The sequence below is a fragment of the Micromonospora sp. CPCC 205546 genome (assembly GCF_036902715.1).
GTDB lineage: Bacteria > Actinomycetota > Actinomycetes > Mycobacteriales > Micromonosporaceae > Micromonospora.
Window position 1 is genome coordinate 20,331 of record NZ_JBAKHL010000052.1, and the last position, 25,857, is coordinate 46,187.

Annotated in this window: 24 protein-coding genes; 11 read left to right on the top strand and 13 right to left on the bottom strand. The window is 71.1% G+C overall.

Annotated features, from left to right (window positions below; translation table 11 throughout):
• Positions 1 to 9 precede the first annotated feature (9 nt).
• Together V6U77_RS22135 and V6U77_RS22140 are read left to right on the top strand one after the other, a co-directional pair.
• The gene (locus V6U77_RS22135; protein ID WP_334608477.1) at positions 10 to 1,398 is read left to right on the top strand and encodes an MFS transporter; all 1,389 of its coding nucleotides are present in this window, start codon (positions 10 to 12) and stop codon (positions 1,396 to 1,398) included.
• Positions 1,399 to 1,454: 56 nt separating this feature from the next.
• The gene (locus tag V6U77_RS22140) at positions 1,455 to 2,168 is read left to right on the top strand and encodes a thymidine kinase (protein ID WP_442934482.1); all 714 of its coding nucleotides are present in this window, start codon (positions 1,455 to 1,457) and stop codon (positions 2,166 to 2,168) included.
• A gap of 43 nt (positions 2,169 to 2,211) precedes the next feature.
• Here V6U77_RS22140 and V6U77_RS22145 read toward each other — a convergent pair whose 3' ends face one another.
• The 3 genes from V6U77_RS22145 to V6U77_RS22155 all read right to left on the bottom strand — a co-directional run bounded on the left by V6U77_RS22145 (position 2,212) and on the right by V6U77_RS22155 (position 4,366).
• Entirely contained in the window at positions 2,212 to 2,670 is a 459-nt protein-coding gene (locus V6U77_RS22145; RefSeq protein ID WP_334608478.1) for an Rv0361 family membrane protein, read from the bottom strand.
• Between the two features lie 95 nt (positions 2,671 to 2,765).
• On the bottom strand, positions 2,766 to 3,413 hold the full coding sequence (locus tag V6U77_RS22150) for a response regulator transcription factor (RefSeq protein ID WP_334608480.1): 648 nt from the start codon (positions 3,411 to 3,413) through the stop codon (positions 2,766 to 2,768).
• Complete coding sequence (locus tag V6U77_RS22155) at positions 3,410 to 4,366, bottom strand: HAMP domain-containing sensor histidine kinase (protein ID WP_334608482.1); 957 nt, start codon at positions 4,364 to 4,366, stop codon at positions 3,410 to 3,412. Before V6U77_RS22155 ends, V6U77_RS22150 begins: the two co-directional genes overlap by 4 nt.
• 452 nt (positions 4,367 to 4,818) lie before the next feature.
• Between V6U77_RS22155 and V6U77_RS22160 the strand changes: the two genes are divergently transcribed.
• Together V6U77_RS22160 and V6U77_RS22165 are read left to right on the top strand one after the other, a co-directional pair.
• Positions 4,819 to 6,117 (top strand): ArsB/NhaD family transporter, encoded by a 1,299-nt coding sequence (locus V6U77_RS22160; protein WP_334608483.1) that lies wholly within the window; start codon positions 4,819 to 4,821, stop codon positions 6,115 to 6,117.
• Positions 6,118 to 6,154: 37 nt separating this feature from the next.
• Entirely contained in the window at positions 6,155 to 6,640 is a 486-nt protein-coding gene (locus V6U77_RS22165; RefSeq protein ID WP_334608485.1) for a cation:proton antiporter regulatory subunit, read from the top strand.
• A 30-nt stretch (positions 6,641 to 6,670) separates the two neighbouring features.
• On the opposite strand, the gene V6U77_RS22170 is transcribed toward V6U77_RS22165, so the two are convergent.
• From V6U77_RS22170 to V6U77_RS22185, 4 genes are all read right to left on the bottom strand, one after another.
• Positions 6,671 to 7,669 (bottom strand): tyrosine-type recombinase/integrase, encoded by a 999-nt coding sequence (locus tag V6U77_RS22170; protein ID WP_334608487.1) that lies wholly within the window; start codon positions 7,667 to 7,669, stop codon positions 6,671 to 6,673.
• Positions 7,670 to 7,851: 182 nt separating this feature from the next.
• Complete coding sequence (locus tag V6U77_RS22175) at positions 7,852 to 8,295, bottom strand: Hsp20/alpha crystallin family protein (protein ID WP_334608488.1); 444 nt, start codon at positions 8,293 to 8,295, stop codon at positions 7,852 to 7,854.
• Between the two features lie 96 nt (positions 8,296 to 8,391).
• Complete coding sequence (locus tag V6U77_RS22180) at positions 8,392 to 8,640, bottom strand: hypothetical protein (protein ID WP_334608490.1); 249 nt, start codon at positions 8,638 to 8,640, stop codon at positions 8,392 to 8,394.
• A 69-nt stretch (positions 8,641 to 8,709) separates the two neighbouring features.
• Positions 8,710 to 9,228, bottom strand: coding sequence for a DUF2087 domain-containing protein (locus V6U77_RS22185; RefSeq protein ID WP_334608491.1), 519 nt, complete (start codon positions 9,226 to 9,228; stop codon positions 8,710 to 8,712).
• A gap of 292 nt (positions 9,229 to 9,520) precedes the next feature.
• Here V6U77_RS22185 and V6U77_RS22190 point away from each other — a divergent pair, with 292 nt between their 5' ends.
• From V6U77_RS22190 to V6U77_RS22205, 4 genes are all read left to right on the top strand, one after another.
• Positions 9,521 to 11,074 (top strand): ArnT family glycosyltransferase, encoded by a 1,554-nt coding sequence (locus V6U77_RS22190; protein WP_334608492.1) that lies wholly within the window; start codon positions 9,521 to 9,523, stop codon positions 11,072 to 11,074.
• A 306-nt stretch (positions 11,075 to 11,380) separates the two neighbouring features.
• A complete protein-coding gene (locus V6U77_RS22195) occupies positions 11,381 to 11,989 on the top strand; it encodes a recombinase family protein (protein WP_334608494.1) in 609 nt (202 codons plus the stop codon).
• Positions 11,990 to 12,413: 424 nt separating this feature from the next.
• Positions 12,414 to 12,773, top strand: a complete 360-nt coding sequence (locus V6U77_RS22200) for a hypothetical protein (protein ID WP_334608496.1) — start codon at positions 12,414 to 12,416, stop codon at positions 12,771 to 12,773.
• Between the two features lie 74 nt (positions 12,774 to 12,847).
• Positions 12,848 to 13,051 (top strand): ATP-binding cassette domain-containing protein, encoded by a 204-nt coding sequence (locus V6U77_RS22205; RefSeq protein WP_334608510.1) that lies wholly within the window; start codon positions 12,848 to 12,850, stop codon positions 13,049 to 13,051.
• Here V6U77_RS22205 and V6U77_RS22210 read toward each other — a convergent pair.
• From V6U77_RS22210 to V6U77_RS22230, 5 genes are all read right to left on the bottom strand, one after another.
• The gene (locus V6U77_RS22210) at positions 13,019 to 13,657 is read right to left on the bottom strand and encodes a recombinase family protein (RefSeq protein WP_089000378.1); all 639 of its coding nucleotides are present in this window, start codon (positions 13,655 to 13,657) and stop codon (positions 13,019 to 13,021) included. The two genes, V6U77_RS22205 and V6U77_RS22210, sit on opposite strands and share 33 nt — an antisense overlap.
• 221 nt (positions 13,658 to 13,878) lie before the next feature.
• The gene (locus V6U77_RS22215) at positions 13,879 to 16,173 is read right to left on the bottom strand and encodes an FtsX-like permease family protein (protein WP_089000377.1); all 2,295 of its coding nucleotides are present in this window, start codon (positions 16,171 to 16,173) and stop codon (positions 13,879 to 13,881) included.
• A complete protein-coding gene (locus V6U77_RS22220) occupies positions 16,170 to 16,847 on the bottom strand; it encodes an ABC transporter ATP-binding protein (protein WP_334608498.1) in 678 nt (225 codons plus the stop codon). Before V6U77_RS22220 ends, V6U77_RS22215 begins: the two co-directional genes overlap by 4 nt.
• A gap of 93 nt (positions 16,848 to 16,940) precedes the next feature.
• The gene (locus V6U77_RS22225; RefSeq protein WP_157747150.1) at positions 16,941 to 17,327 is read right to left on the bottom strand and encodes a peptidase inhibitor family I36 protein; all 387 of its coding nucleotides are present in this window, start codon (positions 17,325 to 17,327) and stop codon (positions 16,941 to 16,943) included.
• Positions 17,328 to 17,811: 484 nt separating this feature from the next.
• A complete protein-coding gene (locus V6U77_RS22230; RefSeq protein ID WP_334608500.1) occupies positions 17,812 to 20,865 on the bottom strand; it encodes a Tn3 family transposase in 3,054 nt (1,017 codons plus the stop codon).
• A 96-nt stretch (positions 20,866 to 20,961) separates the two neighbouring features.
• Here V6U77_RS22230 and V6U77_RS22235 point away from each other — a divergent pair, with 96 nt between their 5' ends.
• The 3 genes from V6U77_RS22235 to V6U77_RS22245 are packed head-to-tail and all read left to right on the top strand — an operon-like array spanning position 20,962 to position 23,977.
• Positions 20,962 to 21,717 (top strand): hypothetical protein, encoded by a 756-nt coding sequence (locus V6U77_RS22235; RefSeq protein WP_334608501.1) that lies wholly within the window; start codon positions 20,962 to 20,964, stop codon positions 21,715 to 21,717.
• Entirely contained in the window at positions 21,714 to 23,495 is a 1,782-nt protein-coding gene (locus V6U77_RS22240) for a type IV secretory system conjugative DNA transfer family protein (RefSeq protein WP_334608502.1), read from the top strand. The genes V6U77_RS22235 and V6U77_RS22240 overlap by 4 nt, the downstream gene beginning before the upstream one ends.
• Positions 23,492 to 23,977, top strand: a complete 486-nt coding sequence (locus V6U77_RS22245) for a DUF4913 domain-containing protein (RefSeq protein WP_334608503.1) — start codon at positions 23,492 to 23,494, stop codon at positions 23,975 to 23,977. The genes V6U77_RS22240 and V6U77_RS22245 overlap by 4 nt, the downstream gene beginning before the upstream one ends.
• Before the next feature lie 251 nt (positions 23,978 to 24,228).
• Here V6U77_RS22245 and V6U77_RS22250 read toward each other — a convergent pair whose 3' ends face one another.
• Positions 24,229 to 24,843, bottom strand: coding sequence for a hypothetical protein (locus V6U77_RS22250; protein ID WP_334608505.1), 615 nt, complete (start codon positions 24,841 to 24,843; stop codon positions 24,229 to 24,231).
• Positions 24,844 to 25,857 lie beyond the last annotated feature (1,014 nt).

The following is a 25,857-nucleotide window of genomic DNA, read 5'->3' on the forward strand; positions in this document are numbered from 1 at the left end:
AGGACCCCGATGGCCGAGACCGTCACCCCCGCGACGGACGACACCCCCGCCCCGGCGAGCACCCGCCGCGAACGCAGCGGCTGGTACTTCTACGACTGGGCGATGTCCGCCTTCTCCACCACCGTCATCACCGTCTTCCTCGGCCCGTTCCTGACCACCGTCACCGAACTCGCCGCCGGCTGCGAACTCGGCGCCGACACCTGCGACGGCTACGTCTACCCGCTGGGCGTCAAGGTCGCCGCCGGCTCGTACTTCCCGTACCTGGTGTCGCTGTCGGTGTTCCTCACCGTGTTCGCGCTGCCGGTCGTCGGGGCGATCGCCGACCGGTCGGCACACAAGAAGCGGCTGCTCGCCGTCGCCGCCTTCATCGGCGCCGGCGCGACCGTCGGGATGCTCTTCGTCACCGGCGACCGGTACCTGCTCGGCGGGGCGCTGTTCATGGTCGCCAACATCGCCTTCGGCGCCGGTGTCGTGGTCTACAACTCGTTCCTGCCGCAACTCGGCGGCCCCGACGACCGCGATGGCATCTCCAGCCGCGGCTGGGCGCTGGGCTACCTGGGCGGCGGCCTGCTGCTGGCGCTCAACCTCGTCGCGGTCAGCATGCTCGGCGAGGAGGGCAACCACCAGCGCACCCTGGACCTGGCCCGCTGGTCGATCGTGTCCGCCGGCATCTGGTGGGCGGTGTTCACCCTGATCCCGCTGCACTGGCTGCGCGAGCACCCCACCGCCGCCGCGTTGTCCGGCGGCAACCCCGTCACCGACGGGTTCCGGCAGCTCGGCCGCACGCTGCGCGAGATCAAGGCGTACCCGCTGACACTGTTCTTCCTGCTCGCGTTCCTGGTCTACAACGACGGCATCCAGACCGTCATCGCCCTGGCCAGCCAGTACGGCACCGAGGAGCTGAAGCTCGGGCAGAGCACCCTGATCGTCACGATCCTGCTGGTGCAGTTCCTCGCCTTCGGCGGCGCCCTGCTGCTCGGCGCCCTCGCCAAGCGCATCGGCGCCTGGAAGACCGTGCTGATCAGCCTGGTGCTGTGGACCGGGGTGATCCTCGGCGCGTTCCGGCTGCCCGCCGAGGCGCCGGTGCCGTTCATGGTCCTCGGCGCCGCCATCGGCCTGGTGCTCGGAGGCAGCCAGGCCCTGAGCCGCTCGCTGTTCAGCCAGCTCATCCCGGCCGGCAAGGAGGGCGAGTACTACGGCTTCTACGAGATCAGCGACAAGGGCACCAGCTGGCTCGGCCCGCTGGCCTTCGGCATCGTGTTCCAGCTCACCAACTCCTACCGGGTGGGCCTGGTCTCCCTGCTGATCTTCTTCGTCGTCGGGTTCCTGCTGCTGCTCGCGGTGCCGATGCGCCGGGCGATCATCGCCGCCGGCAACACTCCGCCCCGGGTGCTCTGAGGCGCGCCCGTCCGCCGACCGGATCGGGCACCGTCGATCGGCTAGGCTGCCCGACCGTGACCGACGACGCCGCCGCCCCGACCTGTCTGGCGCGCCCGCCGCTGGGCCCCGACGACTCTGCCGCCGGGTGCGCCGCGGCGCGGGGCGTCAACGGGCGCCCGCTGCACGCGGCGGCGTTGAAGTTCTTCTGGGGGCCGATGGACTGCGGCAAGTCCACGATGGCGTTGCAGATGAACCACAACCACGCCCGGCAGGGCCGCCGCGGGCTCGTCACCACCCGCATCGACCGGTCGCTCGGCCCGCAGGTCACCACCCGCATCGGCCTGGCCCACGAGGCCGTCGAGGTCACCGACGAGCTGGACCTGCGCACGCTGGTACGCGACACCTGGGACGAGGGCGTCCGGGTCGACTACCTGATCTGCGACGAGGCGTCGTTCTACAACCTGGAGCACATCGAGCAGATGGCCGAGCTGGTCGACAGCTACGACGTCGACGTGTACGCGTTCGGGCTGGCCACCGACTTCCGCTCGTGCCTGTTCCCGGCCGCGCAGCGGCTGTTCGAACTGGCCGACGAGGTGGCCCGCATCCAGATCGAGGTGCTCTGCTGGTGCGGCCGCGAGGGGCTGCTCAACGCCCGGGTGGTCGACGGCCGGGTGGTCCGCGAGGGCCTGCAGGTCGTCATCGGCGACACCGTCGACAGCGCCGAGGTGCGCTACCAGGTGCTCTGCCGCCGGCACTACCGCGCGGGCGAACTCGGCCCCCGCCGTTGACGCGCGCCCCGGGCTTCTCCCGCGCGACATGGCAGTACGGCGGTCAGTACGGGTCACCGCACACCCGCCAGTCCCCGTCCTCGCGCACCACCGACAGCTCGCGTTGCTCGGTGAGGCCGCTGTCGCGGGTCAGCCGCACCGTGACCGTGCCGCGCGGGCGGCCACCCCGGGTCGCCACGGACACGTCGACGATCTCGTAGCCGTCGACCACCGGCGGGGTGCGCAGCCAGCTGGTGAACCCGATCGGGCTCCACCTGCTGCGCGCGTCGGCGCAGAGCCGGTCGTACGCGCCGTCGGTGTCGCCGGCCGCCACCGACCGCAGGAACCCGTCGGCGGTCTCCCGCACCGGGCCGCTGGCCTGCGTGACCACCTGCACGTTCCAGGCGCCCAGTCCGGCCACCCCGACGCAGCACAGCAGGACGGTCACGCCCGCGAACACCAACCCGGTACGCATCGGGCGGCCCCGTCGGGCCGGCCGGCTCCACGGCTGCTCAGCGCCCACCCGTCGACCGTAGAGAACCGATGGGCCCGCGCGCAGGAAAGTCGGCCCCGCCGCCCGACCGCCGTGCCCGCCCGGTCGGCGCCGGCGGCGCGCGGTCACGGCTCGATGAGCCCGGCCCGGATGGCGTAGCGGGTCAGTTCCAGCCGGTCCCTGAGGCCGAGCTTCTGCAGCAGGTTGGCCCGGTGCCGCTCCACGGTCTTGACGCTGATGAACAGCAGGCGGGCGATCTCCTTGGAGGAGTGGCCCTCGGCGACGAGCTTGAGGATCTCCTCCTCCCGCTCGGTGATGGCCCTGGCCGGCAGGCTCTCGCCCCGGGCGCTGCGTTCCAGGTAGGTGCGGATGAGCGCGTTGATGGCGCCGGGATAGAGGAACGGCTCGTCGCGCACGGCGGCGCGGCAGGCCTCCACCAGGTCGCGGTCGGCGACGGACTTGAGCACGTAGCCGTTGGCGCCGACCTTGAGCGCCTCGAAGAAGTACTGCTCGTTGTCGTACATGGTCAGGATGAGGATGCGCAGGCCCGGCTGCTGCCGCGACAGCTCCCGGGCGGCCTGCAGGCCGGTCAGCCGGGGCATGGCGATGTCGAGGATGGCCAGGTCGGGGCGCTCGGTCTGGGCCAGGGCGATGGCCTGCGCGCCGTCGCCGGCCTCGGCGACGACGCTCAGGTCCGGTTCGCTGTCGAGGATGAGGCGTACGCCACGGCGCACCAGGGCGTGGTCGTCGGCGAGCAGGATGCGGGTGGTCACGCCCGGGCCTCCAGGTTGCCCAGCGGCACCCGCAGCCGCACCTCGGTGCCGCCGCCGGGGCCGGGCGCCACGCCGAGCTGGGCGCCGATGAGCAGCGCCCGCTCGCGCATGCCGCGTACGCCGGCCCCCTCGGCGGCGTCGCCGATGCCCCGGCCGTCGTCGCGGATACGCAGCTGCACGTGGTCCGGCTGACGGGCCAGGGACACCTCGACGGTGCTGGCCCGGGCGTGCCGGACGGTGTTGGTGAGCGCCTCCTGCGCCACCCGGTAGATCACCAGTTCGGCCTCGCCGTCGAGGGTGGGCAGGTCCGCGTCGAGGTGCTGGCGCACGGACAGGTCCGTGTGCCCGGTGACCTCCGTGACGAGCGCCTTGAGGGCACTGGTCAGGCCGAGCTCCTCCAGCACGCCGGGGCGCAGCCGACGCGCGATGCGGCGGATCTCGTCGAGGCTGTCCCGGGTCGTCTCCTGCACCTGGGCGAGCTGGGCGCGTACGGGTTCGGGCGCGTGCCGGGCGACCTGCTTGAGCTCCAGCAGGACGGCGGTCAGCGTCTGACCGACCTCGTCGTGCAGTTCCTGGGCGACCCGCCGGCGCTCGGCCTCCTGGGCGGACAGGGCGCTGGCGGCGCTGGTCGCCCGCTCCGCCTCCAGCCGGTCGATCATGGCGTTGAAGGCACGGATCAGGTCCGCGATGCCGGCCTGCCCGGCTGGCACCGGGCGAGGTTCGGGCTGGAGCAGGTCGATGGTGGTCATGGCCCGCGTCAGCCGGTGCAGCGGCGCGAGGCCGACGCGCAGCAGCGCGGCGTTGGCCACCAGCATCGCGGCCAGGCCCACGGTCAGCACGACGGCCTCGGTCAGCAGCACGGGGGTGGACACCGTGACCGGACCGAGCAGCAGCAACGTGGCGGCGACGAGCACGGCCGCGTTGAGCATGAAGATCCGCCAGAACAGCGACACGACGGCGCCTCCCCTCCCGAGCCGTTCCCGACGCCGCCCGGCGCCGGCGGTTGCCGGCGGTCCGGGACGTGGGCCGGTACGCCCCGCGGCGGTGATCACCCTCATCATGGTCAGCCTGTCGGCCGGGGCGCGTGCTGTAAATGCGTGCCCGCACCCATTATCCGCCGCCCCGGGTCGCGGGCCCGGCGGCAAATGGGTGTCAGCCCCGATGTCGACCCGCACCGCACCGATGACCATGAACGCGAGTCCGGGACCGGAGCCACCGCGGACTCCGGTTCCCCGTGCCCGGCTCCGCCCGCGCGGGCCGTCGCCCGCGCGCACCGTCGTCGAACCCGGGAGGACCCCGTGAACCGTCATCCGTTGGCGAGCGAACCCACGCCACCGGAGGTCGCCGGGGGCGCCCGAACGCGCCGGTCCGCCGGGGCGGGGCACGGCCCGCCGGGCAGCCGCCGGTGAGCGCGTGGCCTCCCCTCGCCGCGATCGTCATCTTCACGGTCGCCTTCATCTTCATCGCCACCGAGAAGATCAACCGGGTCGCGGTGGTGCTGGGCGCCGCCGGCCTGATGGCCGCGCTCGGGCTGGTGCCCGGATCGGACGTGTTCTACTCGCACCACGCCGGCATCGACTGGGACGTCATCTTCCTGCTGCTGGGCATGATGGTCATCGTCGGGGTGATCAAACAGACCGGCGTGTTCGAGTCCATGGCGATCTGGGCCGCGCAGCGCTCGCAGGGCCGGCCGTACCGGCTGATGGTGCTGCTGGTCGCGATCACCGGTGTCGCCTCACCGGTGCTGGACAACGTCACCACGGTCATGCTCGTCGCCCCGATCACCATCTCGGTGTGCCGCCGGTTGGGCATCCCGGCCGCGCCGTACCTGATCGCCGAGGTGCTCGCCGCCAACATCGGCGGCGCGGCCACCCTGATCGGCGACCCTCCCAACATCATCATCGGCAGCCGGGCCGGCCTGAGTTTCAACGACTTCCTGTGGCACATGGCCCCGGTCACGGTGCTGATGTTCCTGGCGTTCCTGGTGCTGGCGCGGGTCATGTTCCGCCGCGCGTTCGTGCACCGTCCGGAGCGGTTCGAGGCCGTACGCGACATGGACGCCCGCGCCGCCATCACCGATGCGGGGATGCTGATCCGCTGCCTGGTCGTGCTCGGCCTGGTGATCATCGCCTTCACGCTGCACACGGTGATCCACATAGACGTGGCCGTCGTCGCGCTGCTCGGCGCCGGGCTGATGGTCCTGGTGTCCCGGGCCGACAAGTCGGCCTACCTGGGCGAGGTGGAGTGGCCGACGCTGGTGTTCTTCACCGGCCTGTTCGTGATGGTGGCCGGCCTCACCGAGACCGGGGTGGTCAGCCGGATCGGCGAATGGGCCAGCGCCGCGGTCGGCGACGACTACCTCGCGGCGGCCACGGGCCTGATCTTCGGCTCGGCGGTGCTCGGCGCGTTCTTCGACAACATCCCGTACACGGCCACCATGGCACCGATCGTCGAGGGCCTCGTCGCGGGGGCCCCGGACCCGGCCACCGGCCAGGCGCTGTGGTGGTCCTTCGCCCTGGGCGCCGACCTGAGCGGAAACGGCACGGCCGTGGCGGCCAGCGCCAACATCGTCGTGCTGGGCATCGCCGCCCGCGCCAAGGAGCCCATCAGCTTCTGGCAGTTCACCCGCTACGGCATCGTCACCACGATCATGACCACCCTGATCGCCTGGGTGTACGTGTGGCTGCGCTACTTCGCCGCGTAGCCGCCATCGCGCTTCGCAACACGACAGGAGGCAAGGAATGCAGATAGAACGAGTGCCGCTGCCCGGCATCGGCGTCGGCTACACCCTGCACACCGGGGAAGGGCAGGCGATCGGGGTCGTCTGCCACCGCGGCGGCCGACGCGACGTCGTCGTCTACGCGCCCGGCGACCCGGACACCGTGGAACGGTCCGTGACCCTGAGCCCGGCGGAGGCGCAGGAGGTGGCCGAACTGCTGCACCCCATCGCCACCATCGACCACGTCACGCACCTGGAACGACACCGGGAGGCGATCAGCGTCGCCGAACTTCCGGTCACGGCCACGTCGCCCTACGACGGCCGCAGCATCGCCGAGGCCGTCGCGCGTACCCACGGGGTGAGCGTCATCGCCGTCGTCCGCGAGGGACGGACGATCACCGCCCCGGGGCTGGGCCACGTGCTGGCCCACGGCGACGTGCTGATCGTCGCCGGGGCCCAGCCGAGCATCGGCGCGCTGAGCCGCGCGCTGGTGCACACCGACCCGTAGGCGGCACCGACGCCCTCCCCCGGCGGCACCTCAGCCGCGGCGGCGGGCCCGCGCCGCCCAGATGGTGTACGCGGGGTCGCGGTCGAGGTTGTGCCGGTCCCGGTCGTAGCGGCGGGTGGTGCGCGGATCGGCGTGCCCCATGGCGTCCTGCACGTCCTCAAGGGGTACGCCCTCGGCGCGGGCGGTGGTGGCGAACGCGTGCCGCAGCGAGTGGGGCGACAGCCGTGCCCAGGCCGGGATGCCGGCCGTGCGGGCCAGCCGCCGCACCAGCCGGAACATGGCGTGCCGGTCCAGGCGGGCCCCGCTGGCGGTGACCAGCAGCGGCCCGGTCAGCTCGTGCACCGCCACGCCCTGCGCGGCGGCCCGCTCGGCCAGGTAGGCGTCGACCGCGTACGCGGTGCCGGGGGTCAGGGCGCGGCGGCGGGACTTGCCGCCCTTGCCGACGAACCGCACGCTGCGGTGGCCCCGCTCGGCGCCGAGATCGGCCAGGTCGAGCGAGACCAGCTCCCCCACGCGCAGCCCGAGGTCGGCCAGCAGGGCGATCGCGGCCCGGTTACGTGCGGCGGTCGGTCCGGTGTCGGCCTCGGCGGCCGCGAGCAGCGCGTCGACCTCCTCGGGGGTGAGGCCCACCGTCGCCGAGTGGTCCCGGTCGATGCGGGGACGGTCGGCGCCGGCGACCGGGTTGGACTCCACCGCGCGCAGCTTGACCAGGAAGTCGTACCAGCTGGACAGGGCGGAGAGCCGACGGGCGACGGTGGCCGGCGTGAGCGGCTTGCCGGTGCGCGCGCCGAGGGTGGCCTCCAGCGTCCGGGCGTACTCGTTGACGTGCAGGAAGTTCGCCTGCAGCGGGTCCAGTTCGCCGGCGGCGCACCAGGCGAGCCAGCCGGCGACGTCGCGCCGGTACGCGTCGCGGGTGTGCTCGGACAGCCGCCGGTTGCGCAGCCACGCCTCGGTGAAGTCGACGGGTCCCCCGGGCAGGGCCAGCGGGGTGGGCCGGCTCGGCCGCGCCGGAGCATTCGGGGAAAGCATGTGAAAAAGGTTCTCAGCTTCGGGTCGGCAACGGAGGGAGGCGCGCCCTACGCGATCGTGCCGGACCGCCGGCCGGTTGCGTGACGCCCGCCTGGGCCACCCCGGCGTTGGGGCGCGACCGGCGGGAAAGCGCGAGGGGCGGGACGACCGGCACCGGTCGCCCCGCCCCTCGTACGCCCGGATCAGGCGTTGATCTCCTTGCGGCCGTTGCCGTTGCCGTTGCCGTTGGCGGTGGCCGTGACGGTGACCCGGCGGGGCTTGGCCCGCTCCGCGACGGGGATCCGCAGGGTCAGCACGCCGTTGTCGTAGCCGGCCTCGAGCTTGTCGGTGTCGAGGGTGTCGCCGAGGAACAGCCGCCGGGTGAAGGTGCCCATCGGGCGTTCGGCGGCGACGAGCTCGACGGTGTCGCCGGTCGGCCGGCGGCGCTCGGCGCGCACGGTCAGCACGTTGCGCTCGACGGTGCAGTCGATGCTGTCCGGGTCGACGCCGGGCAGGTCGAACGCCGCGTAGAACCAGTCGCCGTCGCGGTAGGCGTCCAGGGGCATGACCGCGGGGCGCGCGGCGGTGCCGAAGAACTGCTCGGTGATCCGGTCGATCTCACGGAACGGGTCGGTACGCATCAACATGGTCCTGCCTCCTCGGTTCTCCTGGCCGAAGGTCCTCGAGTTGAGCCGAGTCGACTCAACTTCCTCCTCTGTATTTAGCGCGTCGCGGCCTCGTCGTCAACTCAGGACCTTCTCGAACCAGTGCTCGGCGTAGGGGCCGTCGTGGTACGCCGGGATCTCCCGGTAGCCGTGCCGGGCGTACAGGGCGCGGGCCTCGACCAGGTCACCACGGGTGTCCAGCCGGATCCGGTCGACCCCGGCGGCACGGCCCGCTCCGCCACGGCGGCGAGCAGGACCGCCCCGCAGGATCCCGGTGGGCGCGGCCAGGTCGTCGCTCGGATCGTCGGCCATCGCCGCCGCGCTCACCCGTCGATCCTCGCCGTCGGGTCAACGGGATATCCGCCGGTCGTCAGGGGGCGAGCCCGGCGCGGCCGGTCAGTCGCCGATGCGCCAGTAGACGCCCTGCTCACGGGCCAGCAGTTGCTCGTCGATCAGGTACCGGCGCAGTGCCGCGTGGTCGGTGCCGCCGTTCTCGCACCAGCGCCGCAACACCTCGTCCACCTTCCGCTCCGGGTAGCGCACCCCCGGCTCGAAGGACTTCGCCACGTGCGCCAGCACCACCCGCCGCCGGCCGCGCTGCGCCGGCAGGCCGGTCAGCCTGTCGTCGCGTACGAAGATGCGCAGCACCCGGTCCACGGGGTCGTCGGACGGACGGGGCGCCGCCGGCGTCCGGGCCGCCTCCCGCAGCCGCTCGGCGTCGACCCGCAGGTCACCGTCGCCGCCGGCCACCAGGCCCGCGTCGACGAGCCGGCGGATCGCGGTCAGCACCTGCCGCGCCGGCAGGCCCGTGCGGTCGGCCACCGCCGGGGCGTCGGCATCGCCCAGCACGATCGCCGCGAAGACCTGCCGCCGTACGTCGTCGGCGAGTGCCCCGGCCAGAGCCTGCGCTGTCATGTGGCCACCCTGCCAGCCGTCGTACGCGGGCCGCACCCCCATTTCCGCCCCGGCAAGGCGCGCCGCCGCGAGCCCGGTGGGTCTGCTCGCCGGCCGCCTCGGCGCGCAGCACCACGCGGCGCAGCAGGTCGGACAGCTGCCGCCGCTCGTGCGGGGCGAGCGCGGCCAGCAGCGCGCTGGACCACGAGCGCGGTGCGGTGATCGTCGAGCTGGTCGCCGACCTCACCCGGCAGCGCGGCACCGCCACCGTCCTGGTCACCCACGACCGGCCTTCACGGGCGATGATGGAGAGGTGACCGAACCCGTCGCCGACCTCGCCGCGCCGGCGCGGCGGCGTGCGACGCCCACGGATGAGCGGCCTACTGCCGCCGGCCCCCGCGCCACCAGCCCGTGGGCGGTCGCCGCGACGACGACGGCGGTGCTGCTCCTGCTCTCCGGCCGCTACGGTCATCACCGCGACGAGCTGTACTTCCTGCTCTGCGGCCAGCACCTCGACTGGGGCTACGTGGACCAGGGCCCCCTGGTGCCGGCGCTGGCCCGGCTGGCCGACACGGTCGCCCCGGGCAGCCTGGTGGCGTTGCGCACCCCGTCGGCGGTGGTCGGCGGCGTGGCGGTTCTGCTGGTCGCCGCGATCGCCCGCGAGTTCGGCGCCGGTCGCGGCGCGCAGACCTGGGCCGCCTTCCTCGCGGCCACCGCCGGCATCGTGCTCGCCGGCGGGCACCTGCTCAGCACCACCACCGTCGACCTGCTGGTCTGGCTGACGGCCGCATTCTGCGTGGTGCGGCTGCTGCGCACCGCCGACAGCCGGTGGGCGCTCGGCGTCGGGCTCGCGCTCGGCGTCGGGATGCTCAACAAGCTGCTGCCGGCACTGCTCGCCGTGGGCCTGCTGGCCGGCATCACCATCGCCGGGCCGAGGCGGCTGCTGCGCGACCGGTGGGTGCTCGTGGCCGCCGCCGTCTTCCTGCTGCTCGCCGCGCCGAGCCTGATCTGGCAGGCAACGCACGACTTCCCGCAGCTGTCGGTGGCCGCCGCGATCGCCGACGGCGACAGCTCCTACAGTGGCCGGCTCGACGCGCTTGTCCTCCAGTTCGTCATCATCAGCCCGTTCACGGTCCCGATCTGGGTCGCCGGGTTGGTGGCGCTGCTGCGGCGGCCGGCCTGGCGCGCCTGGCGGTCCGTCGCATGGGCCTGGCTGGTGGTCATCGGCATCGTGCTGCTCGCCGGCGGCAAGGGCTACTACGACGCCCCGCTGCTGCTGGTGCTCACCGCCGCCGGAGCCGTCGTCGCCTCAGGCTGGGCGTCGCGAGGTCGCGCCGTCGCCCGCCGAGGCCTGCTGGTGGTCGGCGCCGTGCTCACCGCCGCCAGCAGCATGGTGCTGCTGCTGCCCGTCCTGCCGGCCGACCGGCTTCCCGGCTTCGTCGTCGCCGCCAACTACGACGCCGGCGAGACCATCGGCTGGCCCGCCTTCGCGGACTCGCTCGCCGCCGTCCATCGTGGTCTGCCCGCCGACCAGCGGCAGCGCGCCGTGATCCTCGCCGGCAACTACGGCGAGGCCGGCGCCGTGGCGCGGTACGGTCCGGCGCGTGGACTCCCGCGCGCGTACTCGGGCCACAACAGCATGGTGGACTTCGGCCGTCCGCCGCAGGACGCGGACGTGGTGATCGCGGTCGGGTTCGCGCGACCGGACCGGCTGCGGGGCTGGTTCACCGAGGTCACCCTCGCCGGGCGGGTGGACCAGCGCGTCGCCGTCGACAACGACGAGAACGGCGGCCCGATCTGGGTCTGCCGCGGCCTGCGACGTCCGTGGGCCGAGATCTGGGACACCGAGGTACGCCACCGAGGCTGACCGCCTCCACGGCCGCTGCCGGCGAGATCGGCCGCCCGGCCCGGGGAGGAGCCGGGTCACTCCCCGACCGGGCCCCCGGCGAGTTGGGGTGTTGGTAAGAACGGCGACACCGGGGGCCAATTAGTTGATCTTCACGGGCGGTCTCGGGCGGTCGGTGGTCTTGAGCTGGTGTCCCGTTAGGGGATCGTCTATCGGGCAACGGCCGGACCACTCGACGCCGCCGTTACGGCCCTGGTCGGCGAGTCCCGTAAGACCCGCCCGGTAAAGTGCCCGGTCAACGGGGGCTAAGCGGTACAGTGACGCCTCATGATCGGCCTCAAGATCGGCTACGCCCGGGTGTCCACCGACGAGCAGGACCTGAGTGCGCAACTGGCGGCGCTAACCGAGCTCGGCGTCGGCGCCGACCGGATCTACGTCGACAAAGGCTTGACCGGAACCAACCGAGCCCGGCCGGGACTGCGCGAGGCCCTCGCGGCGTGCCGGGCCGGCGACCAGCTGGTGGTGACGAAGCTGGACCGGCTCGCCCGATCGGTCTCCGACGCGCACGACATCGCCAAGGAGCTGACCGCTCGCGAGGTGAAGCTCAACCTCGGCGGCTCCAGCCACGACCCAACCGACGCGATGGGCAAATTGCTGTTCACCACCCTGGCGATGATTGCCGAGTTCGAGGCGGACCTGACCCGGATGCGAACCCGCGAGGGCATGAAGATCGCCAAGGCCAAAGGCCGGCTGCGGGGCAAGGCGCCCAAACTCAGCGTCAAGCAGGAAGCGCACCTGGTGGCCCTGCACAAGGCCGGCGAGCACACCAGCGCGGAGTTGGCCGAACTGTTCGGCGTGGCTCGCTCGACGGTTTACCGGGCGATCGAGCGGGCCGCTGCTGTAGTGCCGGCAGGGTCTTCCAGAGCCGGGGCGTAGCAGGGTCAGCAAAGGGGGCGGTGGCACCGCGGTGGTCTTGGCGAGTCGCTGGGCCTGCGCGTACAGCTCGTCGCGGATCAGCGAGGGCAGCACGAAGCCGTCGGCCCAGGTGGGCCTCCCGGTAGCTTCCGGACCAAAGCAACTCCAGCGCTGGTCGAACACCGGCTCGCCGTTGAGCGACAGCCGAGCCGGCAGCCGGGATGACGATCCCGACTTGAGGCAGCCCGCCCCAGCGCTGGAGTTTGTTTTCTCGTGCGGCGAGGCAAATGAATATGAGTCATGTCGGGAGGTTCATCTTTCGTGAGACTGGGCGGCAGCAAGTTCATTGACCGCTTGCAATGAGCAAACTACGTTCCGCGCATGCGAGTTGGTGTCCGGTGGTCGCGCCGAGGCCGCCGGACTCGAGGAGGGAGGGTGCATGGGCGTGAAGAAGCTGCTGCTGGTGGGGGCGGTGATCGCGGCTGGAGGTCTGGCGTTCCCGGCCGCCGCGTCAGCCGGAAACCCGGGATTGTGCGGAGGTACCTGGGTCTGCATCTACGATGGAAACAACTGGGTAGGATTACTGGGTTCCCGTGATCCGGGCGGAGGCCTCGTCAATGTGAGCGCCTCGGCGAACGATCACATGGACTCGTGGGAGAACAAGACGAACACCAATGCCGCCTGGTGCTACGACCACGATGGTGGAGGGAATTGCCGAACCATGGGCAAGCTGGCCGAGGACCCCAACGTCAACTTCCTCAACAGCGATGAGCTGTCGTCGTGGCGGACTGACCGCGGGTGCTGACCTCACCGGCCGGTGCCGCTGAGACCCTGCTCGCCGTCGAGGGTGTCAGCCGATCCTTCGCCACCCATTCGGAGATGGTGTGGGCCGTGCGGGATGCGGACCTGCGGGCGCGCGCGGGCGAGTTCGTCTGCGTCTTCGGTGCCAGTGGGTCTGGCAAGTCGACGCTGATCAACCTCGTCGCGGGGCTGGACCACGCGGACGCGGGCCGGATCGGCCCTGGGGGACCAATGGCAGTGGATCCGGCGCTAAGCCGTAATCGCCTGGTCGGGGGGTTGTAGTGCCCGGTAGAGGGTGGAGCGGCCGACGCTGAGGTGTCTGGCGATGGTGGTGACGGATTCGCCGCGGGCCTGGCGGGCGCGGGCGATGGCGAGAATGTCATCGGTGACGGTGGTGGGGCGTCCGCCGTGTCGGCCGGCGGCGGCTGCGGCGCGTAGTCCGTCGAGGGTGCGGTCGCGGATGAGTTCGCGTTCCATCTCGGCGGCGAGGGCGGCGACGGCGAACAGGAGCCGGTCGGCGAGGGTGGCGCCGCCGGGGCGGTGCACGCCGGCGCAGATGCCGGTGAGGATTTCCAGGGTGATGTCGCGGGCGTGGAGTTCGTCTTCGAGGAAGACGAGCAGTTCCTTCATGGAGCGGGCGACCCGGTCGGGGCGGTGGATGACGAGGGTGTCGCCGGGGCGCAGGGCGTCCAGGGCGGCGCGCAGTTTGGGGCGGTCGCCGCGGGTGCTCGCGGTCTCGATGATGATCTCGCGGCAGTGTGCGGCGTTGAGGTCGTCGAGTTGAGAGTCGTGGTCTTGCTCGCGGGTGCTGACCCGGGCGTAGCCGACGCGGATCCGGTTGTGCGGGCGTGGCGGCGCGGCGGCGGCGCGGGCGGGGGCTTCGGTCATGTCGCCGATCGTCCCGGAAACGTCCCGTAATCCCGGCTCGGACACGCCGGTTCTGGGACGGGTTTCGGGACTCGCCGTCCTGGGCGAACGCCTCGCAGAGTTGATCTCGATGGGTCGTCCCGGAAAGGAGCGTTTACGGGACGCGGTGGCTCCATCATCATCAGCCGCTCGGGCTGCCGCTGGAACGCCGGATCGAGACAGCTCCCAAGAGCTTCCCGCTGTTACTCGCGCCTCAGGTCTTCGCTGCTGGTTCTGAGCAGGGTGCCGACGTAGACGACCGCGGTGAGCAGCACGACGGCGGTTGCGGTGAGTCCAACCTGTATGAGCAGGACCTCCCCGAACCGGCGCGTGGTGACCCCGGTGATGTCGATGGCGACATGGACGGCACCCGCGGTCGCCGCCATCGCCAATCCTGCCGAGATGACCAGCGGAAGGGCCACTTCTGCCATGTCGGCTGCGGCTTCTGTCCGGCGGGGCACTCCAACGACCCGTAGGGCCGCAGTGAGCCGGCGGCGTTCGATCAGCCGGTCGACGGCGACGACGACGAGTGCGGCGAGGCACAGCAGGAGGGTGATGGCCATCAGCGCGCCGATGATCACGGTGACGGTGGCACCTCCGAGGCCCTGCGTGGTGCCGAGGAAGCCTTGAACGTTGGATGCGGGAGCTTGTGTGGCGAGGATCTGGCGGGCCCGTTCCAGGACGGGTGGTTCGTTGCGCAGGAGAACGGTGGTGGTCTGCGCTGCGGTGCAGTTCGCAGCGGTGGTGATGAGCAGTTGGTACGGCCGGTCGGCGTACAGCTTCGGGGTCAGCTCAAGCTTGTCGGCGGGCGCCACGACGGTCCGCGCCGCGGGACAGTCGGTTTCTGCGGCCGGCGTCAGGCGCAGAGTGGTGCCGGCCGGGAGTTGCGGCTCGCCGGCGAAGTCGGGCGAGTTGATGTGCAACCGGTAGACGCGCTCAGGACTGCATGCTTCCGCGCCGTCGAACAGTCCGCGGACGTCGGCGCAGGAGGCGATCATGACGTCGGCCCGCTGCTCAGCGCCCAGTTCCGCCGAGGCGTATTCGTACTGGGAGGCTCCGCGTATGCCCGGGGTGGCGCGCAGAGCGTCGAGCACGGTGGGGTTCACGGCGCCATCGAGAGTGAGCTTGAGCTGGGCTGGCGCGGACGGTGTGGCCAACGACTCCGCGAGACGGACGTGCTCCGCAGCGCCGAGGCCGATTCCCGCAGCGAAGAGGGTGACACCTACCGTCGCGACGAGGCGGGCCGCAGCGCCGTCTGAGGCCAGGGCGCGCCGCCCGGCGATACGCAGCGCCGGCGGGAGACCGGGACGCCGGTTGAGGCGCTGCCACATGGTCTGCACTAGCAGCGGCGTGACCAGCGGCAGTCCCACGGCTGTCAGAACGAGGCCGGCGGCGAAGGCCAACAGCGCCCAGTAGGCCCTTGTCGCGGGCAGTGCCGCAGCGCCGGCCAGGAGGGCGACTCCGCAGGTGATAGGTGCAATCCGCAGCAGCGCCGGCCGTCGACTGGCCGCGTTGCGGAAGGCGTGGAGGGGATTGCCGCGCAGGCGGGCGAACGCGCCGGTGGCCACGGCGACGGCATACAGCGGCAGCCCCACTGTGGTCATCGCGACAGTGAACGGCGACAGCGCGAGGTCTTCGGCGAACCAGTGCAGGTGACCAAGATTCAACTGTTCGGTTCCACCGCGGGCGGCCAGCCAGCCGGCGGTCCCGATCGCGGCGCCGACGGCCGCCACCGCCCCGGTCTCGACGGCGTTGACAACCTGCGTCTGGCGGGCGTCGGCCCCGAGTAGGCGAAGAGCGGCCAGCCGCCGTTCCCGGGTGGCCGCCGACAACCGTGCCGACGCCGCCAGGAAGATGCCCAGAGGAATGAGAACGAACACGGCCATGCCGACCGGCACGAGCACAGCCGGCCGCAGCACCTCCTCGACAGCCCCAGTCCATGAAGCACCCCGATGCCTGATCTGCGTACCGATCCGTTCGACGCACTGCGCGCCGCCCGCCCGATCCGCTTCGGCAGCGGGCACGCCGACGTAGGCCAACAGCTCGTCCGGCGCAACCAAGCCCGCGGGGCCAACGACGCCGACGACACGCTGCGGGAACCTCGCGGCAGCGCGCGCGTCATCGCCGATGAGCTCTGCCAGGGCGGGTGACACCACGATCTCACCGGCCGCTGGCCAAGCCAGTACGCCGGGCGGCCGAGGCGACTGCGCGGTGGCGTTCCACACGGCGACACGGCGTAACGGGCGGGAGCCGACGTTGTCCTCGACGGTGCGTAGCTTGAAACACCCCGCCGTGCCGGCTGATGCCGCCAGGACGGGCTCTCGATCACCGATGCGGCCGTCCTGCCGCTCGGCGACACCTGGAGCGGCGAGGGTGGCCAGGAGCACGAACGCGCCGAAGGCGACCGCTGCTGCCTGCAGCACCAGACGGACCAATCCAGCGGGGCCGCCGCCGCGGCACAGCCGCAACCCCAACCGCACGAACGGGAGGTAGCTCATGCCTGCAGCACGCCATCTCGCATCGTCAGGACCCGGTCTGCCGTGGCGGCGACCTCGGCGGCGTGGGTGACCAGGATGAGAGCGCTGCCGCCAGCGCGAGCCAGGTCGAGCAGCGCTGACAGCGACTGCGCGGCTGAGTGGGAGTCCAGCGCGCCGCTCGGCTCGTCAGCGAAGACAACACTCGGCTGATGCACGAGCGCCCGCGCGATGGCGGCCCGCTGGGCCTGCCCACCGGATACCCGCGACGGCGTGCGATTCCGCTCACCGTCGAGGCCGAGGCGAGCCAGCAGTCCGTCCGCGGTCGCGCGGGCCTTGCGGGCGGAGACGCCGGTCAGGCGCAACGGCAGCTCCACATTCTCGGCCAGCGTCAGCTCCGGTATCAGGTCCCCGAACTGCATCACGAAGCCGCACTGGCGCAGCCGCAAACCGGCTCGTGCGCGGTCACTGACCGCGCCGAGGTCGACGCCGTTGAGATGCACCGACCCCTTGTCCGGGCTCAACACTCCCGCGAGCAGGAACAGCAGAGTGGATTTGCCCGAGCCGGACGGGCCCGTGATCGCGACGACCTCGCCCCTTGCCACACATACGCTGGCCTCGCGCACGGCGACCGTCTGGCCGACCGTGTAGGTCAGGCCGTCGCTCGAGACGACGTCAGCACCCACACCGATGCCCATCCTGAAGACCACCCCCGAAGTTGCTCACGACGCCGAGGATGCCAGCCATACGAATCTATGGCCAGCACCCTCGCCGCGCGTCGCTGTGATCGATCAGAGACAGTTGTTGGCGAGCTTGTAACTCTCCGCCTCATTGTCGAAGGCGCGCTCCGGCCCCAACTCCGCGACATATTCGCCAGCGTTCAGGCAGATTCGCGTGCCGGTGTAACCGTCGTTGTCGAAAATCGTCAGCTTCTGACCAGTGCGGTTCCAGACCGAACTGATCTCGTTGTCGCCGTCCCATCCGGGGATCTCGAACGTCGTCTGCGTGGAGTGCACGTACCGGTTACCAGCCTTGAACGGGTCCTCCCACATGCACACACGACCGCTGTCGCAGGCGGTGGTCTCGGTGAACGGCTGCACCGGAGCCGCTGCGGCGGGAGCGGCCAACGCCAGGGACATCACCACACCAGCACCAACAGAATAGAGTGATCGTCTCACTCAACTCTCCCTCGTCTTGGCATTCACTTCAGTGATTGTCAACCGACCCCGACGACGCTACCCAGGCGGCAACGCAGCGTCAATGCCTATTCACGTCAAGTGAATTCGAGGCCGGCGACGTTGCTCAATTGATCAATGAAATCGCGGGAAATATTGCACCTATCAGCGGACACTCCTACATGTTCCAGGCATGCAAGGCCGCAACCGAAATCAGATCCCGCAACTTCCGCCAGCGCCATCGGTCGCCACCGGGCGATCTGCACGGAGTTTCACCCCTGCGCGGCCTCGCGGTGGCGCTTCCGCCTTAGCGCCGATCTTCGTTCCGTTCTTCCTCGCTCCCCGGGGCCGGGTCGGCTGCGTCTTCAGCCCATCTCGGCTTCGGCGAGGGCCATACCGACCCGCTTACGTAGCTCGCCGGCGCCGGCGAGGTAGCTCGCCGGCGCCGGCGCCGGCGGCGCGGTCAACGCGGCGCGACGGTCAGGCGCTACTCCTCGAAGGCGTCGGGGTCGCGCAGCGGCCGGCGGGCGCCGTCCAGGTCGGGCAGGGCGAACGAGTAGTGGCCGTGCACGTTGATGTGTTTGTACTGGTACGCCGAGAGGCGGACGGCGTCGGCCTCCAGCACCGGGTACTCCTGGCTGCGTAGCGCGTCCAGGGCGTGGTTCAAGTAGAGGGTGTTCCACAGGGTGATGCAGTTCAGGACCAGGCCGAGTGCGCCGAGCTGGTCCTCCATCCCGGCGTGGTACGCCTGGTGCAGCTCGCCCTTGCGGCCGTGGAAGACGTGCCGGCCGACGCTGTGCCGGCCCTCCTGCAGGTTGCGCATCCCCTTGAGGTGCCGACGGTAGTCAGGGTCGTCGGCGAACGTCAGCACGTGCAGCGTCTTGAAGATCCGCCCGTAGTGCGCGACTGCCTCCCCGAGGTCCGTGAGCCGGCCGTCGTGCTGCAACACCCTGATCACGTCGTGCGCGGATATCTCCCGGGTGTGCACCGACGCGATCACTCGCAGCACGTCCGGCCAGTGCCGGCGGATCTTGTCCAGGTCGACCCGGCCCCGCGCTGTCTTGTCCAGCACGCCGTAGTCGGCGAGGGCGTCGACGCGCCACAGCTTCGCATCTGGCAGGTCCGCGAGCACTGGCCGGTAGTCGAACCCCAACAAGGTGACGATCCCGAAAACTACGTCGGAGTACGACCCGGCGTCGGTGATCAGCACCTCCGGCTGCGGGCCGCCGTCGGGGTTGTAGACCAGGTCGACGACGTTCAGGGTGTCGCGCGGGGTGCCGGACAGCACCTTGCCGGCCAACCCGATCGCTTGGTCGGAGACCATGTTCAGCCAGGTCACGCCCCGCTTGCGGGCGAAGTACTTCGGGTTCGCCCGAGCGTCCGCGGTCCGGACCGGCACCACGAACCGCATCCCGTCCACCGCAGCGACCAGCCCACCACCCCACAACCGGGCGAGGGGGATCGTGGCTTGCGCCTCGATCAGGACCGCGTTCGCCGCCGCGTAGTTCTCCGGCCGCAGGTAGTGCTGGTCGACGTGAGCGAGCCGGTCGCGGGTCAACGCCGGCAGGTCCGCCAGCACCGGTTTCAGGCCGACGTTGAGCGCGTGCGCGGTCAGCATCGCCGCGATCGACACGTGCAGGTCCTTGAGCCGGGTACCGCCGCCGGACACCGCGGTGAACGCCTCACCGAAGGCCGGGTACTCGGCCATCACTTCCAGGATCACCTCGGGCAGATCCACCCCGGGCAGCATCGCCCCCGTACGGTCGCGCAGGTCGATCAAGCTCGGCGGGAAATCCCGGGCGTCGTCCTTCGCGACGTGCAGCCGACCCTCGGCGTCGATGCTGACCGGACCGTCCGGCACGATCCCACCGCCGACCGCCCGCCACGCCCCGTCGAGATCCGCGGCATGCCCCGCCAGCAACTCGTCCGGGTCCTCCGGCAGTTGCAACGCCCCCAGCGCCGCGTCCTTCACCTCCGCCCAGCGCTGCCCGGTCAGCAGCCGCGCCCGCGGATCAGACCACCGGTCGGACGCCACCGCGAAGATGTCACGGTGCTTGAGCCCGGTGTGGAACAGCTCCAACACGCAAAACACGTACGCGTTACGGTCCACCGTGCCCTCCGGGCGGCCCTTCGGAAACACCAGCCGCTGCCACCACCCGCCCGGCACCAGATCGACGTCCACCTTCCGGGCGTCCGCCCAGCCCTTCGGGATCCGCTCACTGGGCCTCGTGTCCAGGATCTGCGGCAGAGACCGCATGGCATCCAAGACCCGCCGCGCATCCGCGGTTGCCCCGAACTCGATCACCTCGCTCAGCAGCCGCAGGAACGGGCGCACCGTGTTGAACCGCTCGACCACGGCAGCGCGCCACTGCCCGTCCGGGTCCGCGCCGGACGGCGGGATCATCTCCGCCACCCCGTCGACCGCCGCCCGCAGCCGGGCCCGCGAGCCAACCGCCGTCTCAATCGCGTCCCACACCACCTCGACCGGGATGCCCTCACCCCACCCGTCGGACTCCAGCAGCACCTCCACCGCCGCACGCAGCACCGCGGCGTGCCGCGCGTACCCCGGCTGCCGACGCAGCTTCTCCTTGTCCGACGCCTTCGACGCCCGCCCGATCAACTCGTTCGACATGAACACGTCGAACAGCTCCAACGCGTCGTCGGTGGCCGTCACCTCCAACCACCGCACCGTCGCCAACAACGTCGCCAACCGCCTGCGGTATGGATGCCGGGCCAGCTTCGGCGCCTTCGCCGCCATCCCGTACCGGGCCAACTCGATCACCCGCCGCGTCGGCACCCCCGCCACGTCCACCCGGCGCATCTCCAACCCAGCGATCGACGCCACCCGCGCCAACGCCGCCACCATGCCCCGACCCGACGTGGACCGCTCACCACGGCGCCACAGATCCAACTGCGAGCGCCGCTGACCCTCCGGCACCTGCAGCACCGACTCCAACAGCCCCGCCTGCTCGGCTGCCACCGCCCCCGCCAGCAGATCGAACAGCCGCGTCTCCGCCGCCTGCCGCACCTCGGCCACCAACTCGACCAACGGTGTCACTCCCGGCAGCAGCACCCGCCGCTCCCGCAGCCAGCCCACCGCCGCGACGAACAACGCCTTCGGCCCGTCACCCGTCGTGTAAGCCTGCCGGTCCAGCCACTCCACCAGCGAGTCCTGTGCCGACGCGAACGACACGAAGCCGCACACCTGCGCGATCTCCCACTGATGCTCCAGCCGGGTCTTCTCCCGCTCCGTGTACCGCTTCACACACGACGGATCACCCACACCGACCTGCGCCGCGACGTAATCCAGCACCACCAGCGGCACATCCAGCGGATCCGTCAGGAACGTCCCCAAGAACCGGACCGTCACCAACTGCAACGCGAACCCGAGCCGGTTGTGATCACCACGCCGGGTCGCCACCAACTCCCGGTCAGCGTCATCCAGGAAGAAGAACCGCTCCAACGCCTCCTGATCAGGAGGCACAGCCGCGAACCGGCCGAACTGCGCGATCTGGTCATCCGTCAAGAATCTGGTCGGCACGACCGATCACCGTACGGCACATCCACCGCCATCAACAGGTCCAGGGCTTAGCGCCGGATCCACTGCCGTTGGTCCTCAAGGGCCGCTCCGGCCGAGGTGCGCGCGGTCACGCTATGGCAGGAAGACGAGGACGTCCCCCGGTTCCGTGAGGACGTCGCCGGCCTGCACCGCACCCTGCTGGCGCTGCTGCACGGACCGCTCGGCGACACCTTCGAGGGGCAGACCACCACGGCGATCCGCCTCGACACCCCTGCGGTGTGCGTCGACATCTCCAGCATCGACGACACCGACGAGCTGCGCACCGCCGCGACCCTGCTGTCGACCTGGTCTTACGGCTTCGCCCAGGTGGAGGCCGCGCACCTGATGGCCGACCTCGGCCTGGCGCCGCCGAGAACGTTCTTCACCGTCCTCGACGAGTTGTGGCGGGCGCTGCGCGTCGGGCACGGCCTGGTCGACCGCGCCGACGGCCTCACCCGGTTGAACAGACAGAAGGGCACCGGCACCGCGTTCATCACCCACTCCCTGGCCGACCTGGAGGCGCTGCCCACCGCCCACGACCGGGCCAAGGCCCGCGGCTTCGCCGAACGCTCCGCGGTGCTGATGATCGGCCCGTGCTCGGAGCAGGAACTCGACGCGGTCGCGCGGGTCCGGCCGCTGTCGCAGGCCGAGCGGCGCGAGGTGTTGTCCTGGTCGGCGCCGCCGTCCTGGACAGCGGCTGAGGGCAGCGGCACCGTCGGTCGCGGGAACTTCCTGATCAAGGTCGGGTCTCGGCCGGGTATCCCGGTGCACCTGGAACCCACCGAGACGGAGATGCGGCTCGGCAACACCGACTTCCGCTGGACGATGACGTGAGCCGGCCCGCCGGGCCGCGCGGTGGCCACGACGACGCCGGCCTGATCGCTGGTGGCATCGCCGCCGGGGTCCTGGTCCTCGCCAGCGGCGCGTGGCTGCCCGTCGTGCTGGCCCGCCCATCCGGATACACCGGCGGCGGGCCGATCCAGGTCGCCGCCGCGGTGCTACGTGGCGACATCACCTGGACCACCACCTGCACCCTCATCGCCGTCGCCGAGGTGACCGTCCTGCTGCTCCTGGTCATCGGTGGGGCCGCCGCCTGGCGGTGGGCTCGCCGGCGCCGCACCCGCGTCGACCCGGCCGCCCGCCGCATGGCCAGCCGCCGAGACCTCGCGCACCTCGGGCCGAAGGGTGTCGCCGACAGCGGCCGGCGGCTGCGGCCCAGCCTCGCCGACGTCGACCGGCCCGACCCCGACCAGCTCGGCGTCCTGATCGCCCACACCGTCGCCGGCGGGATGCCGCTGCGCCAGTCCTGGGAGGACATGGCCGTCGACATCTGGGGCCCCCGCACCGGCAAGACCACCTGCCGGGCGATCCCCGCCGTCGTCGCCGCCCCCGGCCCGACCCTGGTCACCAGCGTCAAGGGCGACATCGTCGACGCCACCCGCGACATCCGCGCCGCACGCGGCACCGTGTGGGCGTTCGACCCGCAGCACATCCTCGGACCCAAGCAGGGCATGTGGTGGAACCCCCTGCGCGCCGTGGCCACCATCACCGACGCCCGCCGCCTGGCCGAGCACTTCGCCTCCGCCGAACGCGAGCCCGGCGTCAGCCGCGACGCCTTCTTCGACCCGAGCTCCGAGGAGCTGGTGGCGAACCTGCTCCTCGCGGCCGCCGTAGCCGGCAGGGACATCCTCGCCGCGTACCGGTGGGCCGTCAGCCCTCGCGACGACGAACCCGCGATGCTGCTGCGCGAGCACGGCTTCGACCTGCCCGCCGACGCGGTCGCCGGGGTGGTCAACATGCCCGACAAGACCCGCGGCGGCATCTACGCCGGCGCCCAGAAGATGCTCATGTGCCTCACCGAGCCCGCCGTCACCGCCTGGGTCACCCCACCCACCCGCGGCGGGATCCTCGAGTTCGACCCGGCCGCCTTCGCCGCCAGCACCGACGTGCTGTACCTGCTGTCCCAGGGAGGCCCCGGCTCCCCCGCCCCGCTGGTCGCCGCCCTCACCGACGCCGTCCTACGCGCCGGTGAGCTACGCGCCCGCACCTGCCCCGGCCGGCGCCTCGACCCACCGCTGCTGAGCATCCTCGACGAAGCCGCCAACATCTGCCGCCTCCGACAGCTCCCCAACCTCTACTCCTACTACGGCTCCCACGGCCTGCCCATCATCACGATCCTGCAGTCCTACCCCCAGGGCGTCGACGTATGGGGACGCGAGGGCATGCGCAAACTCTGGTCCGCAGCGAACGTCCGCACCTACGGCGGCGGCGTCGCCGACCCCGACTGGCTCGAAGAACTGTCCAAGCTCATCGGCGAGCACGACGTCACCACCCGCTCGACGAGCAGCAGCGGATCCGGGTGGGGCCAGCGGTCCGTATCCCACGCCACCCGCCGCCAGCGCATCCTCGACGTCTCCGACCTACACGCCCTGCCTCGCGGCCGAATGGTCGTCTACGCCTCCGGCGCCCCGCCCGCGCTCGCCCGCACCGCCCCCTGGCAGACCGGCCCCTACGCGGCGGCGATCCGCGCGTCGATCGCCCGCTGGGATCCCCACAAGCGCACCGACTGGACCCTCACCCCCGACGACGCCCCGCCGGAGCCGACCCCATGACCCTGCCCCAGCCCGGAGCGGCCGGCGACCCGATCGCCGACCTCAGTGCCCTGCTCGGCCAACTCGCCGCCGACCCGAGCGGCATCGCGCCGTCGGCCGCCGAGCCCACCGAGGCGGAGCCGGTCTACCGCAACGTGGAGGCGTTCGTCGGGGACTACCTCGCCCACGTCGTCGAGCGGCGCCTCGCCGCTGGGCCGACCTCTGGGGTGAACTGGTGTCCCCGCTGGTGGGCGCACCCGGAGGCAATCTCCCGCCTGTACGCGCTGTGGCGAGCCTGGGAAACACTGCGGGTCAGCGACCCACAGACCGGCATGAGCATCTGGTGGCGCGACCACCTCGACCCGCACCTCGCCGCGCTCGCCGCCGAGTACGGGCCATTCAGCCGGTGCAACCCGGACAAGCACACCGAACCTCGACCCCTGCCCGTCGAACCAGCCCCGCCAGAAGTGCTCGCCCAACTCCCCGACGCCGATGCCCTCTGATTCCATGGCATCGCCAGTCACAGCCCAACACCCCGCTCAGATGAGGAGGCCCGTGTCGGTGACATCGGTCATCATGCCGCCGCCTCGATCCCGCCGAGTGTCGGCCGAACGGCGGCTCCGTAACACCTTAGATGTACTGCCCAGGGACGCCAGGAAGGAGCCGACGGACTTGAGCTAGCCCGCTGAGCGGCAGCCGGCCGGAGGCCGGTCGCCTCGGTTGACCAGTTCGCTGGCCGGCGCCGCAGGCTTGGTCAGCCGAATTCGTTAATCTGGTCGATGATCTGCGGGTTGGTGGCCCGCCACTCGCTACTTTTGAGGGCGCGGGTTTGTTCGGCCAGCCGGCGAAGGGCTGCTACCGCCTCCTCGTCTGGCTGTGGGCCGCTGTAGCCGACGTAGGCCACGATCCCCGGTGCTGGCTCCCACGCGAGGGTGGCATTGCCTCGGAATCCGAGCGATACGACAGCCTGCCTACCTCGAACCGACCCCGCGTCCTCGGTTCGCGCGGCGTAGAGCTGGTCTTCGAACCCGCCGCCGCTGGTCATTCCGGTGTAGGTCATGCCGGTGCCGAGCGCTTCCTGCTCTCCAACCCTGGCGCTGCCGTAGCGGATCTGATGGTCGGTCGGCGACCGGTACGGCCCCGAAGACACCACCGCATACCCCGCCGGTTGACGCACGACCGGCCGGCCGGCCACGATCGTGGTACGGGCAGCGATCGCAATCAGCTCGGCTTCGCTCAGGTCACCCCGGATTCGCGCGTAGGCCCCGGCAATCGGCCACGTGATCATTCCGTCTTCCGCCCTGCCGATCACCCCGCCCACACCGACGCTGTGGCCAACTCTCGGCGCCTCAACCGGGAACGTCACCACCGCCCCGTTTCTCCCGAGTGAGCCGTCCGGTCGACGCACAACCACAGTCCACGGGCCTTCTACTGCCGTACGGTCACATCGCTCTAGGGTTGAACCAGGCCCGGCCGAGACTCGTGTGATAAGCAGGCCGGCCGCCGGGTCTACCACTGCGGGGCTCTGGGACCAACCGACCGGCATGCACGGCGGGCCTGCTGATGTGGAGGTGTGCACCGGCACCGCCGGGCTCGGGCTCACATGCGTTACCGCCGGGCTCGGGCTCACGCGCGCTTCGCGCCGCACCCCATGATCGCCGAGAAGGGCGACGGTCGCCGCGAGGACAGCAGCCGACACCACGACAACCTTGACCACGATCGGCCACCTCGGTGGCGGCTGCCGAGGGCTGTCGGAGCCGATGGTAACAATGTTCACGCGGCCATCATCAATCGCAAGCCTGCCGGGTGTCCACTTCTCTGCTACTCGCATTATTTGCCTGCGCGCCTATCAGGGTGCTGCGAGAGACGCCGAGCAGCTTGGCGTGCCGCTCAGGTCGTCGACCGTCGCCCGGGGTAGTACATGGGCCGGGCTGCGGCGAGTCGGTCTCTTCGAGCGTCCGCCACCCACCTCGGCGGGCGACCTGCGACATAGGTCTGTTCCTCGCTGGCGCGGGCGGCTCGTCCTAGAGCGGTGCGAACGTCCAATAAGCATTCGCGCTAGTTGGCCGACAGCCTGAACCGCTGCAGCGACCGCAGCGGTGCCCACTGATGGATCTTAGCTACCTCGTCGCCTTCGGCTACCTCGCAACGAGCCAGCCCGAGTTGATCCACTAGCTCCCTGACCACCCTTCGTCAAGACATTGACCAGATCCACTACCAGATGATAGGAATGCGGTCTAGCGTTACCGACTCAACACCAAGAGCGATCGTCGCCCATTGGTCCTCTAGCTTGGGGCTGTCTCGCTAACGGTGTTTCCGGCGATCTTGGTTAGTAGGTTTCAGCGGCTGGGAAGCGGTCGCTGAAGGTGATGGCGAAGGCGTT

What these genes read in the sequence shown, in the direction of transcription:
- V6U77_RS22135 (WP_334608477.1), top strand. Translation starts at nt 10, where the DNA reads ATGGCCGAGACCGTCACCCCCGCGACGGACGACACCCCCGCCCCGGCG.
- V6U77_RS22165 (WP_334608485.1), top strand. Translation starts at nt 6,155, where the DNA reads ATGCAGATAGAACGAGTGCCGCTGCCCGGCATCGGCGTCGGCTACACC.
- V6U77_RS22170 (WP_334608487.1), bottom strand. Translation starts at nt 7,669, where the DNA reads ATGCTTTCCCCGAATGCTCCGGCGCGGCCGAGCCGGCCCACCCCGCTG.
- V6U77_RS22175 (WP_334608488.1), bottom strand. Translation starts at nt 8,295, where the DNA reads ATGTTGATGCGTACCGACCCGTTCCGTGAGATCGACCGGATCACCGAG.
- V6U77_RS22185 (WP_334608491.1), bottom strand. Translation starts at nt 9,228, where the DNA reads ATGACAGCGCAGGCTCTGGCCGGGGCACTCGCCGACGACGTACGGCGG.
- V6U77_RS22195 (WP_334608494.1), top strand. Translation starts at nt 11,381, where the DNA reads ATGATCGGCCTCAAGATCGGCTACGCCCGGGTGTCCACCGACGAGCAG.
- V6U77_RS22205 (WP_334608510.1), top strand. Translation starts at nt 12,848, where the DNA reads ATGGTGTGGGCCGTGCGGGATGCGGACCTGCGGGCGCGCGCGGGCGAG.
- V6U77_RS22210 (WP_089000378.1), bottom strand. Translation starts at nt 13,657, where the DNA reads ATGACCGAAGCCCCCGCCCGCGCCGCCGCCGCGCCGCCACGCCCGCAC.
- V6U77_RS22215 (WP_089000377.1), bottom strand. Translation starts at nt 16,173, where the DNA reads ATGAGCTACCTCCCGTTCGTGCGGTTGGGGTTGCGGCTGTGCCGCGGC.
- V6U77_RS22220 (WP_334608498.1), bottom strand. Translation starts at nt 16,847, where the DNA reads ATGGGCATCGGTGTGGGTGCTGACGTCGTCTCGAGCGACGGCCTGACC.
- V6U77_RS22245 (WP_334608503.1), top strand. Translation starts at nt 23,492, where the DNA reads ATGACCCTGCCCCAGCCCGGAGCGGCCGGCGACCCGATCGCCGACCTC.